The sequence below is a fragment of the Hydrogenophaga defluvii genome (assembly GCF_042665235.1).
GTDB classification, from domain to species: Bacteria; Pseudomonadota; Gammaproteobacteria; order Burkholderiales; family Burkholderiaceae_C; genus Hydrogenophaga; species Hydrogenophaga defluvii_A.
On sequence record NZ_JBHTBZ010000068.1, the window covers coordinates 65,904 to 82,138 of the forward strand.

19 protein-coding genes and 1 riboswitch are annotated in these 16,235 nt (G+C 66.5%); of the genes, 13 read left to right on the forward strand and 6 right to left on the reverse strand.

All coding sequences use genetic code 11. The features are described from left to right. The 8 genes from clsB (at window position 1) to ACFQU0_RS18715 (ending at window position 7,727) form a co-directional block, all read left to right on the forward strand. Window positions 1–1,242, forward strand: a complete 1,242-nt coding sequence (gene clsB / locus ACFQU0_RS18680) for a cardiolipin synthase ClsB (RefSeq protein ID WP_382203232.1) — start codon at window positions 1–3, stop codon at window positions 1,240–1,242. Next, window positions 1,242–2,249 (forward strand): ligase-associated DNA damage response exonuclease, encoded by a 1,008-nt coding sequence (locus ACFQU0_RS18685; protein WP_382203233.1) that lies wholly within the window; start codon window positions 1,242–1,244, stop codon window positions 2,247–2,249. Before clsB ends, ACFQU0_RS18685 begins: the two co-directional genes overlap by 1 nt. Further along, a complete protein-coding gene (locus tag ACFQU0_RS18690) occupies window positions 2,246–3,985 on the forward strand; it encodes an ATP-dependent DNA ligase (RefSeq protein WP_382203235.1) in 1,740 nt (579 codons plus the stop codon). Before ACFQU0_RS18685 ends, ACFQU0_RS18690 begins: the two co-directional genes overlap by 4 nt. A 67-nt stretch (window positions 3,986–4,052) precedes the next feature. Next, window positions 4,053–4,772, forward strand: coding sequence for a GTP cyclohydrolase I (gene folE, locus ACFQU0_RS18695; protein WP_382203237.1), 720 nt, complete (start codon window positions 4,053–4,055; stop codon window positions 4,770–4,772). A 2-nt stretch (window positions 4,773–4,774) separates the two neighbouring features. Then, window positions 4,775–5,200: a BLUF domain-containing protein gene (locus ACFQU0_RS18700; protein WP_382203239.1), complete on the forward strand. Its 426-nt coding sequence runs from the start codon at window positions 4,775–4,777 to the stop codon at window positions 5,198–5,200. 65 nt (window positions 5,201–5,265) lie between these two features. Next, window positions 5,266–6,147, forward strand: a complete 882-nt coding sequence (locus ACFQU0_RS18705) for an EamA family transporter (RefSeq protein ID WP_382203240.1) — start codon at window positions 5,266–5,268, stop codon at window positions 6,145–6,147. 2 nt (window positions 6,148–6,149) lie between these two features. After that, window positions 6,150–6,977, forward strand: coding sequence for a DUF429 domain-containing protein (locus ACFQU0_RS18710; RefSeq protein WP_382203241.1), 828 nt, complete (start codon window positions 6,150–6,152; stop codon window positions 6,975–6,977). Window positions 6,978–7,007: 30 nt separating this feature from the next. Beyond that, window positions 7,008–7,163, forward strand: a riboswitch (FMN riboswitch). An 87-nt stretch (window positions 7,164–7,250) separates the two neighbouring features. After that, window positions 7,251–7,727 (forward strand): 6,7-dimethyl-8-ribityllumazine synthase, encoded by a 477-nt coding sequence (locus tag ACFQU0_RS18715; protein WP_382203243.1) that lies wholly within the window; start codon window positions 7,251–7,253, stop codon window positions 7,725–7,727. Here the strand turns inward: ACFQU0_RS18715 and ACFQU0_RS18720 are convergent, their stop codons facing one another. Then, window positions 7,728–8,306, reverse strand: coding sequence for an NnrU family protein (locus tag ACFQU0_RS18720; RefSeq protein WP_382203245.1), 579 nt, complete (start codon window positions 8,304–8,306; stop codon window positions 7,728–7,730). It lies immediately after the preceding gene. Window positions 8,307–8,420: 114 nt separating this feature from the next. Here ACFQU0_RS18720 and ACFQU0_RS18725 point away from each other — a divergent pair, with 114 nt between their 5' ends. Next, window positions 8,421–8,972, forward strand: a complete 552-nt coding sequence (locus ACFQU0_RS18725) for a thermonuclease family protein (protein WP_382203247.1) — start codon at window positions 8,421–8,423, stop codon at window positions 8,970–8,972. On the opposite strand, the gene ACFQU0_RS18730 is transcribed toward ACFQU0_RS18725, so the two are convergent. From ACFQU0_RS18730 to gpmA, 3 genes are all read right to left on the reverse strand, one after another. Next, window positions 8,933–9,688, reverse strand: coding sequence for a HesA/MoeB/ThiF family protein (locus ACFQU0_RS18730; RefSeq protein ID WP_382203249.1), 756 nt, complete (start codon window positions 9,686–9,688; stop codon window positions 8,933–8,935). The genes ACFQU0_RS18725 and ACFQU0_RS18730 overlap by 40 nt on opposite strands. Before the next feature lie 16 nt (window positions 9,689–9,704). Next, window positions 9,705–11,171 carry a S41 family peptidase gene (locus ACFQU0_RS18735; protein ID WP_382203251.1) on the reverse strand — a complete coding sequence of 489 codons (1,467 nt, stop codon included), beginning with the start codon at window positions 11,169–11,171 and terminating at the stop codon, window positions 9,705–9,707. Between the two features lie 195 nt (window positions 11,172–11,366). After that, entirely contained in the window at window positions 11,367–12,110 is a 744-nt protein-coding gene (gene gpmA / locus ACFQU0_RS18740; RefSeq protein WP_382203253.1) for a 2,3-diphosphoglycerate-dependent phosphoglycerate mutase, read from the reverse strand. Between the two features lie 94 nt (window positions 12,111–12,204). Between gpmA and ACFQU0_RS18745 the strand changes: the two genes are divergently transcribed. From ACFQU0_RS18745 to ACFQU0_RS18760, 4 genes are all read left to right on the forward strand, one after another. Then, the gene (locus ACFQU0_RS18745; protein ID WP_382203255.1) at window positions 12,205–12,615 is read left to right on the forward strand and encodes a rhodanese-like domain-containing protein; all 411 of its coding nucleotides are present in this window, start codon (window positions 12,205–12,207) and stop codon (window positions 12,613–12,615) included. Between the two features lie 35 nt (window positions 12,616–12,650). After that, window positions 12,651–12,908: a glutaredoxin 3 gene (gene grxC, locus ACFQU0_RS18750; protein WP_382203257.1), complete on the forward strand. Its 258-nt coding sequence runs from the start codon at window positions 12,651–12,653 to the stop codon at window positions 12,906–12,908. Window positions 12,909–13,004: 96 nt separating this feature from the next. Beyond that, on the forward strand, window positions 13,005–13,451 hold the full coding sequence (secB, locus tag ACFQU0_RS18755; RefSeq protein ID WP_382203259.1) for a protein-export chaperone SecB: 447 nt from the start codon (window positions 13,005–13,007) through the stop codon (window positions 13,449–13,451). A 9-nt stretch (window positions 13,452–13,460) separates the two neighbouring features. Beyond that, entirely contained in the window at window positions 13,461–14,480 is a 1,020-nt protein-coding gene (locus ACFQU0_RS18760) for an NAD(P)H-dependent glycerol-3-phosphate dehydrogenase (protein ID WP_382203261.1), read from the forward strand. Here ACFQU0_RS18760 and panC read toward each other — a convergent pair. Together panC and panB are read right to left on the reverse strand one after the other, a co-directional pair. Continuing rightward, window positions 14,477–15,328, reverse strand: coding sequence for a pantoate--beta-alanine ligase (gene panC / locus ACFQU0_RS18765; protein WP_382203262.1), 852 nt, complete (start codon window positions 15,326–15,328; stop codon window positions 14,477–14,479). The genes ACFQU0_RS18760 and panC overlap by 4 nt on opposite strands. Before the next feature lie 7 nt (window positions 15,329–15,335). Then, the gene (panB, locus tag ACFQU0_RS18770; RefSeq protein WP_382203264.1) at window positions 15,336–16,214 is read right to left on the reverse strand and encodes a 3-methyl-2-oxobutanoate hydroxymethyltransferase; all 879 of its coding nucleotides are present in this window, start codon (window positions 16,212–16,214) and stop codon (window positions 15,336–15,338) included. Window positions 16,215–16,235: the final 21 nt, after the last annotated feature.

The following is a 16,235-nucleotide window of genomic DNA, read 5'->3' on the forward strand; positions in this document are numbered from 1 at the left end:
ATGGCGTCGCCGGCCACAGACAACTGGCGCCCAGCACGCCCACAACCCGGCCACCGCCTGCTGCTGCTGCAGGGCGGTGACGCGTTTTTCCCGGCCCTGGTGGCGGCCATGGACGCGGCCGTGCAGTCGGTGCACCTGGAAACCTACATCTTCGAATTTGCCGGCAGCGCCCTTCAAGTGGCCGAGGCCCTGGAGCGCGCCGCCCGGCGTGGGGTGCACGTGCGCCTGGTGGTGGACGGCATCGGCACGCCCCACATCCCCACCGAATGGCAACAGCGGCTGGCATCGGCCGGGGTGTACTGGCGCGTGTACGCCCCGCTGGGCCGGTTTGGGCTGGCCTTGCCCAGCAACTGGCGCCGTTTGCACCGCAAGCTGTGTGTGGTGGACGGCAGCGTGGGGTTTTGTGGCGGCATCAACATCATCGACGACCTCGACGACGTGGCGCTGGGGCGGCTCGCCCACCCACGGCTGGATTTTTCGCTCCAGGTCAGTGGCCCGCTGGTGGCCGACATGACGGAAACCATGGAGCGCTTGTGGTGGCGCCTGCAGGCCGTGCGCAAGGCGCGGCAGCGCGAGTTCCGTGCCGCCTGGGACGCCTTGCGCGCGGGCACGCCGGTGGGCGATTTTTCGTCGCTGTTCGCGTCCGACCTGGGCCACGGCGCCCACGCCGGCAACGCCGCCCTGGTGCTGCGCGACAACCTGCGCCACCGCCACGACATCGAGCGCGCCTACCTCAAGGCCATTGGCGAATCGCACCACGAGGTGCTCATCGCCAACGCCTATTTCATCCCCGGGCGCAAGCTGCGCCGGGCGCTGACCATGGCGGTGGCGCGGGGCGTGCGCGTGCGCCTGTTGTTGCAGGGCAAATACGAGCACTTTCTGCAGTACCACGCGGCGCGGCCGGTGTTCCACCAGCTGCTGCGTGCCGGCATCGAAATTTACGAATACGTGCCCAGTGCGCTGCACGCCAAGGTGGCTGTGGTCGATCAGCGCTGGGCCACGGTGGGCTCCACCAACCTCGATCCCCTGAGCCTGTTGCTGGCGCGCGAGGCCAATGTGGTCAGTGCCGACGAGGGTTTTGCCAAGGCTTTGCACGAACGCCTGGACCACATCGTCACCCACCAGGGCCGGGCGCTGCAGCTACACGATCTGGCAGCGCGTCCTTGGCCGCAGCGTGCCCTGGACCGGCTGGCTTTTATGGTCATGCGGGCCACGCTGTTTGTGACCGGCCACAGATACTGATGCAGGACCTGATCGTCCAGCGCCCCGAAGGCCTGTACTGCCCGCCGGGCGATTTCTACATCGATCCCTGGCGCCGCGTGGAGCGTGCCGTCATCACCCATGCCCACGCCGACCACGCACGCACAGGCCATGGGCACTACCTCGCCACCGCCGTCTCAGAAGGGGTGCTGCGCGCGCGCCTGGGCAACATCACCCTGCAGCCGCTGGCTTATGGCGAGACGGTGGAGCACCAAGGCGTGCGCGTCTCGCTGCACCCGGCGGGCCACGTGCTGGGCTCGGCCCAGGTGCGGGTGGAACATGCCGGTCGCGTGTGGGTGGCCAGCGGCGATTACAAGGTCGCGCCCGACGCCACCTGCGCGGCCTTCGAGCCCGTGCGTTGCGACGTGTTCATCACCGAATCCACCTTTGGCCTGCCGATCTACCGCTGGCAGACCGATACGCAGGTCTTTGCCGAGATCAATGCCTGGTGGGCACAGAACGCGGCACTGGGCCGGGCCAGCGTGTTGGCCTGCTACAGCTTTGGCAAGGCGCAGCGCCTGCTGGCGGGGGTGGACGCGTCCATCGGCCCCATCGTTTGCCACGCTGCCGCCGAACCCATCAACCGCGCCTACCGCGAGGCCGGTGTGGCTTTGCCTGACACCACGTCCGCCACGTCGTTGGACAAATCCGCCGTCGGGCGCGCCCTGGTGTTGTGCCCGCCTGCTGCCATGGCAGGCACCTGGCTGCGCCGCTTCGGCGACCACAGCGACGCTTTTGCCAGCGGCTGGATGCGGCTGCGCGGCGGCCGCCGGCGCGGTGGTTTCGACCGGGGCTTTGCCCTGAGCGACCACGCCGACTGGCCCGGCCTGATGTCGGCCATCGCCGCCACGGGCGCGCAGCGCGTCATCGTCACCCACGGCAGCGTGCCGGTGATGGTGCGCCACCTCACCGAACAAGGTCTGCAGGCTGAGGCGTTCGAGACCCAGTACGGCGACACGCAGGAAGCGGCGGCGGAGGCGTCGGCATGAAGCGTTTTGCCGCGCTCTACGCCGAGCTGGACGCCAGCACGTCTACCCAGGCCAAGCTGGAAGCCTTGCGTCGCTATTTCAGCGACGCGCCGCCCGAAGATGCGGCCTGGGTGGTGTACTTCCTGGCCGGAGGCAAGCCGCGCCAGGTCGTGCGCACCGCCGCTTTGCGTGCCACCGCCTGCGAACTGGCGGGTTTGAGCGACTGGCTGTTTGAAGCCAGCTACCAGGTGGTGGGCGATTTGGCCGAAACCATTTCGCTGTTGATTCCTGATCGGCAGGATGGCCCAAGCCCACTGGCCCAGTTGGGCTTGAGCCACTGGATGACCGAACAACTGTTGCCGCTGCGCGGGCAATCGCCTGAGGCCGTGGACGCCGCCTTGCGCGCTATGTTCACGGTCTTGGATGCCGCTGGCCGCTTCTTGCTCATCAAGCTGGTGGGCGGGGGTTTTCGTGTTGGGGTGAGCAAGCTGCTGGTGCAGCGGGCCTTGGCCGAACACGCGGGGCTGGACCCCAAACGCGTGGCGCAGCGCATGATGGGCTACACCGATGCCAAGCGCATGCCCACCGCCTCCCGCTTCCTGGCCCTCGTCGCGCCCGAGGGCAGCGCCGACGATGAAGCGCGCAACGACGGTCAGCCCTACCCCTTTTTCCTGGCCCACCCCCTGGCCGATTTGTTTGACCTGCCCGACGACACCAGGGCTTGGGACGCGGCATTGGGCACACCCGACCAATGGCTGGTGGAGTGGAAGTGGGACGGCGTGCGGGGGCAGGTGGTCAAACGTGCTGGGCAGGTGTGGGTGTGGACACGCGGCGAAGAGCTGGTGACCGAGCGCTACCCTGAGTTGGTCGCGCTGGCCGCCACCTGGCCCGACGGCACAGTGCTGGACGGCGAAATCCTGGCGTGGGATGCGCCCAACAACAGCCCGGCGCCGTTTGCCCTGCTGCAACAGCGCATCGGTCGTCGAAGTGTGACCCGCAAGCTGCTGACCGAGGTGCCGGTCACTTTCATTGCCTATGACCTGCTGGAAGCCCAAGGGATGGACCAACGCGACCAACCCCTGTGGGGGCGGCGCGAGCAACTGCAGGCCTTGGCGGTTCAATGCCCGACATTGCGCCTGTCCCCGCTGGTGCAGGCCGTGGATTGGCCAGCCCTGGCGGCCCAGCGCGCCCAGGCCCGCGAACAAGGCCATGAAGGCCTGATGCTCAAACAGCGTGAGGCCCGCTATGGCGTGGGCCGCACGCGCGGTGACGGGCTGTGGTGCAAGTGGAAACTGGACCCCATGGCGGTGGACGCGGTGCTGATCTACGCCCAGGCCGGCCACGGCCGCCGCGCCGCGCTCTACACCGACTACACGTTTGCCGTCTGGAGCCGCCCGCCGGTGGATGCGCAGGAGGCGCAGGCGGTGATCGATGCCATCGCACGGCGCGAGCCGGCACAGCCCGGGGCGTTGCAACTGGTGGCCTTTGCCAAGGCCTATTCGGGCCTGACCGATGCCGAATTCGCGCAGGTGGACGCCGTCATCCGCCAGACCACGCTGGAAAAGTTTGGTCCCGTGCGCAGCGTGCGGCCCACCCTGGTGTTCGAACTGGGGTTTGAGGGCATTGGTGCCAGCACGCGCCACAAGAGCGGACTGGCGCTGCGTTTTCCGCGCATGTTGCGGCTGCGCACCGACAAGCCCTTGCACGAGGCCAACACCCTGGCCGACCTGCAGGCCCTGGTGGTCCGGCGCCAATAACCTCATGCACGCGGCGCATGGAGGCCGGTGTTAGCATGGCCCAATGTTGAGGAAAGTTGAGCCAATCATGAACCCTACCGACGATTCCGGTCGGCGCGACGAGGACGTCGGTGTCCCCGTGTCGGTCAAGATCCGCGAGCGGATCAAGAGCGCGCGCAAGCGTTTCCACTCCAACGACAACATCGCCGAGTTCATCCAGCCTGGCGAACTCGACAAGCTGCTCGACGAGGTGACCGTCAAGATGCAGGGCGTGCTCGACGCCATGGTGATCGACACCGAGAACGACCACAACACCGGTGACACCGCGCGCCGCGTGGCCAAGATGTACCTCAAGGAGGTCTTCAATGGTCGCTACGTCAAAGGCCCCAGCGTCACCGAATTTCCCAACGCCGAGCACCTCAACGAGCTGATGATCGTCGGGCCCATCACCGTGCGCAGCGCCTGCAGCCACCACTTCTGCCCGGTCATCGGCAAGATCTGGATTGGTGTGATGCCCAACGAGCACACCAACGTGATCGGCTTGTCCAAGTACGCGCGCCTGGCCGAATGGATCATGGGCCGCCCACAAATCCAGGAAGAGGCGGTGGTGCAGCTGGCCGATCTGATCCAGGAAAAAACCCAGCCCGACGGCCTGGCCATCGTGATGGAAGCCAGCCACTACTGCATGGCGTGGCGCGGCGTGAAGGACATGGACAGCAAGATGATCAACTCGGTCATGCGCGGCGTGTTCCTCAAGGACCCCAACCTGCGGCGTGAATTCCTGTCCCTCATTCCCCGAAAGAACTGACCATGCTGGTGCGCCTGCTCTACGTCAGCCGCGCGGTCGAAAAAGACTGCTCGGCCGCCATCGAATCCATCCTGCACGCCTCGCGCAACCACAACCTCAACCACGGCATCACCGGCATCCTATGCTACGGCGGTGGGGTGTTCTTGCAAGCCATTGAAGGCGGTCGCGAGGCGGTCAACAAGCTCTACAACCACCTCATCGAAGACGATCGCCACACGGACGTGGTGCTGCTGCACTACGAAGAGATCACCGAGCGACGCTTTGGTGGCTGGACCATGGGCCAGGTCAACCTGAGCAAGCTCAACACCTCCATCGTGCTCAAGTACTCTGAAAAACCCGAGTTCGATCCGTATTCGGTGTCGGGCAAGGTGTCCTTGGCCTTGCTGGAAGAGTTGATGGCCACCGCCTCCATCATCGGTCGCGCCTGAGCGCAGTGCTCCCGCAAGGCCGCAGCCCGTGCCCGGTGCTGCGGCCTTTGCCATTCTGAACCGCCGTGTCGCCCACCGCTTTCCTGCTCATCGTGCTGGCCGGTCTTGTCCACGCCGGCTGGAACATCGTCGCCAAAAAGGCCGGTGGCGACGCGCGGTTTGCCTTTTTTACGGCCGTGCTGATGATGCTGGTGTGGGCGCCTTTGGGTGCTTGGCTGGGCGTGGACGAGGTGCCCCGCTGGGGCGCCGCCGAATGGGCCTTTGTGGTGGCCAGCGGTGTGTTGCATGTGGCCTACTACGTGGTCCTGTTGCGCGGCTACCGCAAAGCGGATCTCACCGTCGTCTACCCGCTGGCGCGCGGCACCGGCCCGCTGTTGTCGTCGTTGGTGGCCATCGTCTGGTTGGGCGAGCGCATCTCGGCCTTGGGGGCGCTGGGCATCGCGGGGGTGGTGGGTGGTGTGTTCCTGATCGCCGGTGGGCCCGGCTTGTTGCGTGCTGCGCACGACCCCACGGCGCGTGCTCGGGTGCACAAGGGCATGTGGTACGGGGCGATCACGGGGGTCTTCATCGCGTCCTACACCGTGGTGGACGGCTACGCGGTGAAGGTGCTGCTGATGTCACCCATCCTGGTGGACTACATGGGCAACTTTGTGCGGGTGGCCGTGCTGGCGCCCAACGCCTTGCGCGATCAGACGGCGATGTGGGCGCTCTGGCGCACGCAGTGGCGCCATGCGCTGGTGGTGGCCACCATCAGCCCGGTGGCTTACGTGCTGGTGCTCTACGCCATGCGTGAGGCCCCGCTGTCGCACGTGGCGCCGGCGCGTGAGGTGTCCATGCTGTTCGCCGCCTTGCTGGGCGGGCATCTGCTGGGCGAGGGCGACCGCATCGCGCGCCTGTTCGGCGCCGCGTGTATTGCGGGTGGTGTCACCGCCCTGGCCTTGGGATGAGCATGAACCTGCCGACCGTGATCGGTTGCGACTTTTCCAGCGCCCCTTCGCGCCGCAAACCCATTGTGGTGGCGCACGGCCGGTTGGTGAGCGGGCGGGTGGTATTGGGTCACATCGACACCTTCGACAGCCTGGACACCTGGGCCGCGTGGCTGGCGCAGCCGGGTGACTGGGTGGGGGGCTTCGACCTGCCTTTTGGTCTTCCGCGTGAACTGGTCGAACACCTGGGCTGGCCCACCGAGTGGGGCGCTTGTATGGACCACTACGCCGCCTTGTCGCGCGAGCAGATCCGCGCGCAGTTTGCCGCCTTCTGCGATGCGCGTCCCGCCGGCCACAAGTTTGCCCACCGAGCCACCGACGGCCCGGCCGGTTCCAGCCCCAGCATGAAGTGGGTGAATCCGCCGGTGGCCTACATGCTGCACGCGGGCGTGCCGCGGCTGCGTGCGGCCGGCGTGGCCATGCCCGGTTTGTGCGCGGGTGACCCTCGGCGTGTGGCACTGGAAGCCTACCCCGGCCTGCTGGCGCGCGAGCTGTTGGGGCAGCGTTCTTACAAAAGCGACGACAAGGCCAAACAAACGCCCGAGCGCCTGATCGCGCGCAAAGACCTGGTGGAGGCGCTGGAGCAGGGCCGCACGCGGTTGGGTTTGCGTCTCAAGCTCAGCCACGCGCAGCGCGATGCGCTGGTGGACGACGCCAGCGGCGACCGTCTGGACGCGGTGTTGTGTGTGCTGCAGGCGGCCTGGGCCTTGACGCAACACCTGGCCGGGCGGCCCCGCTATGGCTTGCCCGAAAGCGATCCGCTGGAGGGTTGGATCGTTAGCGCCGCCTAGAATGGCGGGGTTCGGTCGTTCAGACCGGGCATGCGTTCTCAGGGCGGGGTGAAATTCCCCACCGGCGGTGATGGTGGCCTGGTCCACACGAGTGCCGCGAGCGCCTGGGTGCCTGCCACCCAGGGTCAGCAGACTCCGGTGCGATCCCGGGACCGACGGTCACAGTCCGGATAAAAGAGAGCGCGAGCCGCTTGCGCCTGCTGGCCTTTGGGCCGCGTGAGGCGTGCGCGTGCTTGTGCGCCCTGATTCAGTCCACTCCTTTTTGAGGAAACCATGAATCAGACCCCACTGCCTTCCCACCTTCGTTTTGCGTTTGTCGAGGCCTCCTGGCACGCCGACATCGTGCACCAGGCGCGTGACGCCTTTTTCGAGACCATGGCGCAAGCCGGGTTTGGTGCCGATGCCATCGACGTGTTCGATGTCCCCGGCGCTTTTGAAATCCCGCTCCACGCCCAGCGGCTGGCGCGCTCAGGGCGCTATGCCGCCGTGGTGGGCAGCGCGCTGGTGGTGGACGGCGGCATCTACCGCCACGACTTTGTGTCGGCCACCGTGGTGCAAGCCCTGATGGACGTGCAATTGCAGACCGGCGTGCCGGTGATTTCGGCTGTGCTCACGCCCCACCATTTCCACGAACACGCGGAGCACCGCAAGTACTTCCTGCGTCACTTTGCCGTCAAGGGCACGGAAGCGGCCGAGGCTTGTTTGCAGACGGTGGCCAGTTTGCTGCGTCTGCCGCCGGTGCTGGGCTGATCAGCCGAAAGGGCGCACGCCGATCAGCAGGCCGTGGGCCCACAAGGCAAACACCACCCAGCTGGCGCCCCCCACCAGCACCGACACGGCGGTGCCGGTGCGGCTGGCGGCCGGGTAGGTGGTGCCCAGGGCGCGGTCGTGGCGGCGACTGACGATGAACAACACCACCGCCCAGGCCAGGAAACCGCCGAACAGCAGCACGTCAGCCAGGTTGCCGTTGGCCAGCAGGTGGGCCAGCGCCCACAGCTTGGTGCCCAGCAGCATGGGGTGGCCCCAGCGCGCCTTGAACACATTGCGTGGCACATAGGCCGCCGCCAGCAGCACAAAGCTGCCCAGCGTGAGCAGGCTGGCCGCGTGGCGCATGCCCAACGGGGGCACCCACAGCGTCACAGGCGCCTGACGGGCCAGGCCATAGCCCCAGCAGATGGCCACAAAACCGGCTAGGCTGACCACGCTGTAAAGGCCTTTCCAGGCGCCTTCGCCCAGGCGGGCGCGGGTCGCGTCGCGCCAGGGCGCGGCGAAGACGCGCACGGAGTGCACGCCCAGAAAAATCACGAGGCCGAGGATCAGCAGGTTCATGGCGGGTGCGGTTGCGAGGTGGTGCCGATGTGGCTGCCGCATTATGGTTCAGCCATTCCGGTGACGCGCGCAGTGCTCACAAGACCCCCAAGTGGCGGGGGCAGGGGTATGCTCATGCCCATGTTGCGATGTGCTGCCGTGTGGTGTGTGGCTTGGTCTGTGTTGGCTTTGGCCGGGGCAGCGCCCGCGCGCGGTGGGCACGCCGACGGCGAGGTGTTGCTGGGGGCCGTGGTGCTGCGGGTGGTGGATGGCGACAGCCTGTGGGTGCGCCCGTCGGGTGGTGCGCCACTGCGTCTTCGGGTGTCGGGCGTGGACGCGCCGGAGATTTGCCAGCGCCATGGGCGCGAAGCGCGCGATGCGCTGGCCACACGCTTGCAAGGCCACAAAGTGCGTGTCACCCTGCAGCACAAAGACACCTACGACCGCTGGCTGGCGCGCGTCGATGGCCCTGACGGTGATGTGGGCGCCTGGCTCGTGGGGCAGGGGCACGCCTGGTCGATGCGCTGGCAGAACAACCCAGGTCCCTACGCCGTGCAGGAAAGTGCGGCACGCAAGGCGCGGCGGGGGCTGTTCAGTGAGTCGCGCCCAGAATTGCCGCGCGATTTCAGACGCCGAAACGGGCCCTGTCAGGCCGGTGGTGCGTCACACACCGGGCAGCCGGGCTGACGGTCCATGCGGATGTCGGTGAAGGCCATGCTGCGGCCGTCCAGCATCAGCAGGCGCCCCACCAGTTGCGAGCCCATGCCCGACAGGATTTTGAGCGCCTCGGCCGCCTGCATGGTGCCCACGATGCCCACCAAAGGCGCAAACACGCCCATGGTCGCGCAGCGCACCTCTTCCATGTCCTCGCTTTCGGGGAACACGCAGGCGTAACACGGGCTGTTGCCACCGCGCGGGTGGTACACCGCCAACTGGCCATCGAAACGGATGGCCGCCCCCGACACCAAAGGCACGCCGTGACGCACACAGGCGCGGTTGATGGCGTGTCGGGTGGCAAAGTTGTCGGTGCAGTCCAGCACCACCTGTGCCTGGGGCACGAGTTGGTCCAGCAGCGTGGCGTCGGCCCGCTGCAACACCGTGTTGATCTGCGGGTCGGGGTTGATGGCCGACATGGCCTCGCGCGCGGATGCGGCCTTGGCCATGCCCACCCGGGCCAGGGTGTGGGCAATCTGTCGCTGCAGGTTGGTGGCGTCCACCGTGTCGTGGTCCATCAGGGTGATGTGGCCGACCCCGGCGCTGGCCAGGTAGAGCGCCACCGGTGAGCCCAGGCCACCGGCACCAATCACCAGCGCGTGGGATGCCAGCAACCGTTCCTGCCCCTCGATGCCCAACTCGTCGAGCAGAATGTGGCGCGAGTAGCGCAGCAGCTGTTCGTCGTTCACGCGTGGGCCTGAGCGCTCAGTTCTCTTTTTTCTCTTCAGGGCGTTCGGTCTGCGTCTTGCTGACGATCACCGGCTGGCCTTTGAGTCGGTTGAGCGCCTGCTGCAGCTGGAAGTCTTTGTCGGAGCCGAACTCGGGCATCAGGCGCTGGCCCGGGTTTTTGCGGGTTTCCTCTTCCAGGCGCAGGCGGGCGCGTTCGCGCGCTTCCTCGCGGGCCTTGGTGGTTGCGGCGTCGGGCTTGTCGGCGTTTTTGTCCTGGCCGTTGCCCAGGTGGGCGGTCAGATCGGCCTCGCGGGTGCGCAGGGCCGCAAACAAGTTGCCTTCTTCGGTTTCGTCCACCAGCACCTCGGGCACGATGCCCTTGGCTTGAATCGAGCGGCCCAGCGGCGTGTAGTAACGCGCGGTGGTGATCTTGAGCGCCGTGTCGGGGCCCAGCGGGCGCACGGTCTGCACCGAGCCTTTGCCAAAGGTCTGGCTGCCCATGATCACGCCACGTTTGTGGTCTTGCAGCGCACCGGCCACAATTTCACTGGCCGAGGCAGAACCCTCGTTGACCAGCACCACCAGCGGCACGGTCTTGAAGACGCCCTTGGTGTTGTCGGTCAGGCGTTTGATGGGGTCGTTGCCGCCCCGGCGCAGGTAGAACTGAGGCGCGGCCTTGTAGACAAACTTGCTTTCTTCGAGCTGGCCGTTGGTGGAGACCACGGTCACGTTTTCGGGCAGGAAAGCGGCCGAGATGGCCACCGCCGCGTCGAGCAGACCGCCCGGGTCGTTGCGCAGGTCCAGCACCAGGCCTTTGAGCTGCGGCGATTCCTTGTGGATCTCTTCGAGCTTGCGGGCGAAGTCTTCCACCGTGCGTTCCTGGAACTGCGACACGCGCAGCCAGGCGTAGCCGGGTTCGATCACCTTGGACTTGACGCTCTGGGTCTTGATTTCCTCGCGTGTGATGGTGACCGGGAAGGTCCGGTTCTCATCCTTGCGGAAGATGGTCAGTTGCACCTTGGTGTTGGGCTCGCCGCGCATGCGCTTGACGGCGTCGTTGATCGACAGGCCCTTGACCAAGGTGTCGTCGATCTTGGTGATCAGGTCGTTGGGCTTGAGGCCGGCGCGAAAGGCGGGTGAGCCTTCGATGGGCGACACCACCTTGACCAGGCCGTCTTCCATGCTGATTTCGATGCCCACGCCCACAAACCGGCCGCTGGTGCCCTCGCGGAATTCCTTGAAGGACTTTTTGTCGAAATACTGGGAGTGCGGGTCCAGGCTGGCCACCATGCCGGAGATGGCGTCGGAAATCAGTTTTTTCTCGTCCACCGGCTCCACGTAGTCGGTCTTGACCATGCCAAACACCGCTGCCAGCTGCTGCAGCTCCTCCAGCGGCAACGGCGACAGCGTGCCCCGTGCCACGGCTTGCACCTGCACGGTGGTCAGTGCGCCCGCCATCGCGCCCAGCGCAATCCAGCCGGCGATCTTCAGTTTCTGGCCCATGTCCCAACACCTTCAAAAATGGTCAAGGCAATATACACCTCAGAGTGCGCTCCGAGGTTTCGGTTCCGCAAAGACCATGGCGCGTTTCTGCGAAGCAGATTGTCCAATGGGCCGCAGCGCTGGGCCTCCCCAAGCAAGGCCGCGCCCCCATGGGGGGCAGCGGCCCGCGGAGCGGCGCAGCGTAGGGGTGGCCATTCAGGCCTTGCCCTGATTGGCCACGGCAGCAGCAGCCCGGGCCGCCGCTTCGGCATCGCCCAGGTAGTAGCTCTTGATGGGCTTGAGGTTGGCGTCCAGCTCGTACACCAGCGGGATGCCGTTGGGGATGTTGACGCCGACGATGTCGTTGTCGCCGATGTTGTCGAGGTACTTCACCAGCGCGCGGATGCTGTTGCCGTGGGCGGCGATCACCACCCGTTGGCCACGCAGGATGGTGGGCGCCAGCACCTCGTTCCAGAACGGCATGACGCGGGCCACGGTGTCCTTGAGGCACTCGGTCAGGGGGATCTGCTCGGGCGACAGGGCGGCGTAGCGGCGGTCGCCGCGCTCGCTGCGCGGGTCGGTTGCTTCCAGGGCCGGCGGCGGCGTGTCGTAGCTGCGGCGCCACACCAGCACCTGCTCGTCACCGTACTGCTTGGCCATGTCGGCCTTGTTCAGGCCTTGCAGGCCGCCGTAGTGGCGTTCGTTCAGGCGCCAGTCCTTGACGACAGGCAGCCAGGTGCGGTCCATCTCGTCGAGCGTGTACCACAGGGTGTGGATGGCGCGCTTGAGCACGCTGGTGAAGGCGATGTCGAAATCCCAGCCTTCGGCCTTGAGCAGCTTGCCGGCCGACATCGCCTGCGACACGCCGGTGGGGGTCAGGTCCACATCGGTCCAGCCGGTGAAGCGGTTTTCAAGGTTCCAGGTGGATTCGCCGTGGCGGATCAGGACGAGTTTGTACATGGGGTGTGGGGGTGGTTCGGGGGAAGAAATCGCGTGCGGCCACAGCGGCGCAACCCGACATTCTAAAATCCCGGCTTCTCAAGAAAGGTTTGCTGTGAAGTTTCTGATCGACAACTGGATGCTGATCTCGGTGGCGGTGGCCTCGGGCGGCATGTTGCTGTGGCCCGCGCTCATGGGCGGCGGCGGTGCCGGTGGCCTCAACCCGACCGATGCCGTGATGCTGATGAACCGCGAAAAAGCGGTGGTGATCGACGTGTGTGGTGCCGACGAGTTTGCCGCCGGGCATGTGGCCGGGGCCAAAAACGTGCCGCTGGGCGAACTGGAGAGCAAGTTGGCCGGTGTGGTCAAGAACAAAACCAACCCCTTGATCCTGGTGTGCGCCAGCGGCATGCGCTCCAAGCGCGCGGTGGCGGTGGCTAAGAAGCTTGGGTTTGAGAACGCCCATTCCCTGACGGGCGGTACGGCTGCCTGGCGCGCGGCCAGCCTGCCCATCGAGAAAGCCTGAAAATCCAGGCCGTTGAAGTTTTTCAGGAGTTCCGCATGAGCGCCGTCAAGATGTACACCACCGCTGTGTGCCCCTACTGCATCCGCGCGAAAGCGCTGTTGAAGCAGCGCGGGGTGGAGCAGATCGAGGAAATCCGCATCGACACCGACCCCGCAGCCCGCGCCCACATGATGGAGACGACCGGTCGCCGCACCGTGCCACAAATTTTTATTGGCGACACCCACGTGGGCGGCTGCGACGACCTGATGGCGCTGGATGCGCGCGGCGGCCTGCAACCCCTCTTGGCCGCCTGAGATAATGCCCACCTGAGGGCCCGTTGCCGGAGCACCATCTCCGCAACGGGCTTCTTTGCGTTTCAACCCGACATTTCGCACATTCGAAAGATCACCATGGCCGACGAGCAGAACCCCGTTTTTCAGATCCAACGCGTCTACCTGAAGGAAGCGTCGCTGGAGCAACCCAACTCGCCCGCCATCTTGCTGGAGCAGCAGCAACCCAACGTGGACATCCAGCTGGGCGTGGCCGCCGAGCCGGCCGCCGAAGGCGTGTTCGAGGTCAGTGTCACCGCTACCGTGCACACCAAAATCGGTGACAAGACCGTGTTCCTGGTCGAGGTCAAGCAAGCCGGCATCTTCGAGGCCCGCAACATCCCCGAAGACCAGATGGGCGCCATCCTGGGCATCGCCTGCCCACAGATCGTCTACCCCTACCTGCGCGCCAACGTGGCCGACATCGTCAACCGCGCCGGTTTCCCGCCCGTGCACCTGGCCGAAATCAACTTCCAGGCCATGTACGAGCAACAGCAACAGCAACAACAGCAAGGCCTGACGCAATAAGCGGCCACCATGCGGGTGTTGGTCATTGGTGCAGGCGCCTGGGGCACGGCCCTGGCGGTGAGCGCCGCGCGCGACGGCCACCGCCGCGTGAGCCTGTGGTCGCGCGATGTGGCCCAGGCGTCCGAAATGAGGTCGTTGCGCCAGAACCGGCGCTACCTGCAGGGCATGGATTTGCCCGTTGGCTTGCACATTGCTCACGCCGGTGACGGGCCGTTGGCCGCCTTGGCGCAGGCGCAAGACCTGGTGGTGGTGGGCACGCCCATGGCGGGCCTGCGCAGCACCCTGAGCGCCTTGGCCGGCGTGCGCGTGCCCGTGGTGTGGCTGTGCAAAGGCTTTGAAACCGCCCAGCCCGGCGCCCAGGGTTTGCTGGGCCACGAAATCTGGGCCCAAATCGCCCCGCAGCACCTGCCCGAGGCCCGCTGTGGCGTGCTCAGTGGCCCCAGTTTTGCGCAGGAGGTGGCACGTGGCCAACCCACCGCGCTGGTGGCGGCCTCACCACACGCCGATGTGCGCGACGCCATGGTGCGGGCCTTCCACGGCCCCAGCCTGCGTGTTTATGCCAACGACGACATGGTGGGGGTGGAGGTGGGCGGCGCGGTGAAAAACGTGCTGGCCATCGCCACCGGTTTGTGCGACGGGCTGCAACTGGGCCTCAACGCCCGCGCTGCCCTCATCACCCGGGGGCTGGCCGAAATCACCCGCCTGGGCCTGGCGCTGGGCGCGCGGGCCGACACCTTCATGGGCCTGTCCGGTCTGGGCGACTTGGTGCTCACCGCCACCGGCGACCTGAGCCGCAACCGCAAGGTGGGCCTGCTGCTGGCGCAGGGGCAGACGCTGCAGCAGGCGGTGGACTCGCTCGGCCATGTGGCCGAGGGCGTGTACTGCGCGCGCACCGTGGTGCAGCGCGCCCGCCACCTGGGGGTGGACATGCCCATCGCAGACGCGGTGGTGGCCTTGCTTGACGGCGCCTTGCGCCCCGACGAGGCTGTGGGCCGCCTCATGGGCCGCGACCCGGCGGCCGAGCTTTAAAACTCTAGGTTGTCGATCAGGCGCGTTTTGCCCAGGCGTGACGCGCCCAATACCACCAGCTCGCCGGCCTGGCGCTGATCGGGGGCGGGGGGCAACAGGTCGCTGCGGCGGCGCACGGTCAGGTAATCGCTGGCCCACCCTCGTGCGTCCAGGGTTTCGCGTGCCTTGGCTTCCAGTTGGTGGAGGTCGGTGCCGGTGGTCAGCGACTCGCGCGCCAGCGCTTTGAGCGCAAGCGACAGCTGCACCGCTTCCTGCCGCTCGGCGGCCGACAGGTAGCCGTTGCGCGAGCTCAGGGCCAGGCCGTCGTCGGCACGGCAGGTGTCGCCACCCACCACGTTGATGGGCATGGCGAACTGTTGCACCATGCGGCGGATCACCATCAGCTGCTGGTAGTCTTTTTTGCCGAACACGGCGGTGCGGGGGCCCTTGCCTTGCGAGAGCGCGCACTGGAACAGCTTCATCACCACCGTGCAAACACCCACAAAAAAGCCGGGACGGAAGTGGCCTTCGAGGATGTCGGCCAGTTCGGTGGGTGGGTGCACCTTGTAACCCTGGGGTTCGGGGTAGAGGTCTTTTTCTGACGGGGCGAACACGACGTCGCAGCCTTGCGCCGCGAGTTTTTCGCAGTCGGCTTCCAAGGTGCGCGGGTAGGTATCGAAGTCTTCGTGTGGTGCGAACTGCAGGCGGTTGACGAAGATGCTGGCCACCGTCACGTCGCCCAGGTTTTTGGCCTGTTTGACCAGGGCGATGTGGCCCTCGTGCAGGTTGCCCATGGTGGGCACGAAGGCGGGGGCATCAAAGGGGGCCAGCGCGGCGCGCAGGTCGGCGATGGTGTGAACAACTTGCATAGCGAAATCACCAGGCGTGGAGGGAATCGTCGGGGAAGCTGCCGTCTTTGACCGCAGCAACAAAGGCGGCCATGGCAGCGCGCACGCTGTCCTGGCCGGTCATGAAATTGCGCACGAACTTCGGGTTCTTGCCCAGGTTGATGCCCAGCATGTCGTGCATCACCAGCACCTGGCCGGCCGTGCCTTTGCCGGCGCCAATGCCGATCGTTGCGCAACGCGTGAGTTCGTGTGTCAGTTGGGCGGACAACGTGGCCGGCACCATTTCCAGCACCAACATGGCCGCGCCGGCGTCTTGCAGCGCGAGGGCTTCGGTGCGCAGGCGTTCAGACGCAGCGTCTCCCCGGCCCTGCACGCGGTAGCCGCCCAGGGCGTGCACGGTCTGCGGCGTCAGCCCCAGGTGGGCGCACACGGGAATGCCCCGTTCGACTAGGAAACGCACGGTCTCGGTGGTCCAGCCGCCGCCTTCGAGCTTGACCATGTGAGCACCGGCCTGCATCAGCACGCTGGCGCTGCGCAAGGCCAACTCGCGCGACTCGTGGTAGCTGCCGAACGGCAGGTCGGCAATCACCCACGTTGTGCCCTGCACCCGTTGCAGACCGCGCACCACGCTTTCGGTGTGGTAGCGCATGGTGTCCAGCGTCACGCCCACGGTGCTGGACAGGCCCTGGCAGACCATGCCCAGCGAGTCGCCCACCAACAGGCAGTCCACGCCGGCGGCATCGGCCACGGCGGCAAAGGTGGCGTCGTAGGCGGTGAGCATGGTGATTTTTTCGCCGCGCGTGCGCATGTCGTGCAGGCGGGGCAGGCTCACCGGCTTGCGCGGCGCCAGGGGCGACGCGGGGGGCAGGGTGCCGTAAGGCGTCGTCTGGGGGCTTGTCTCGCTCATGTGTCTGGTTGGTTGCAGTGC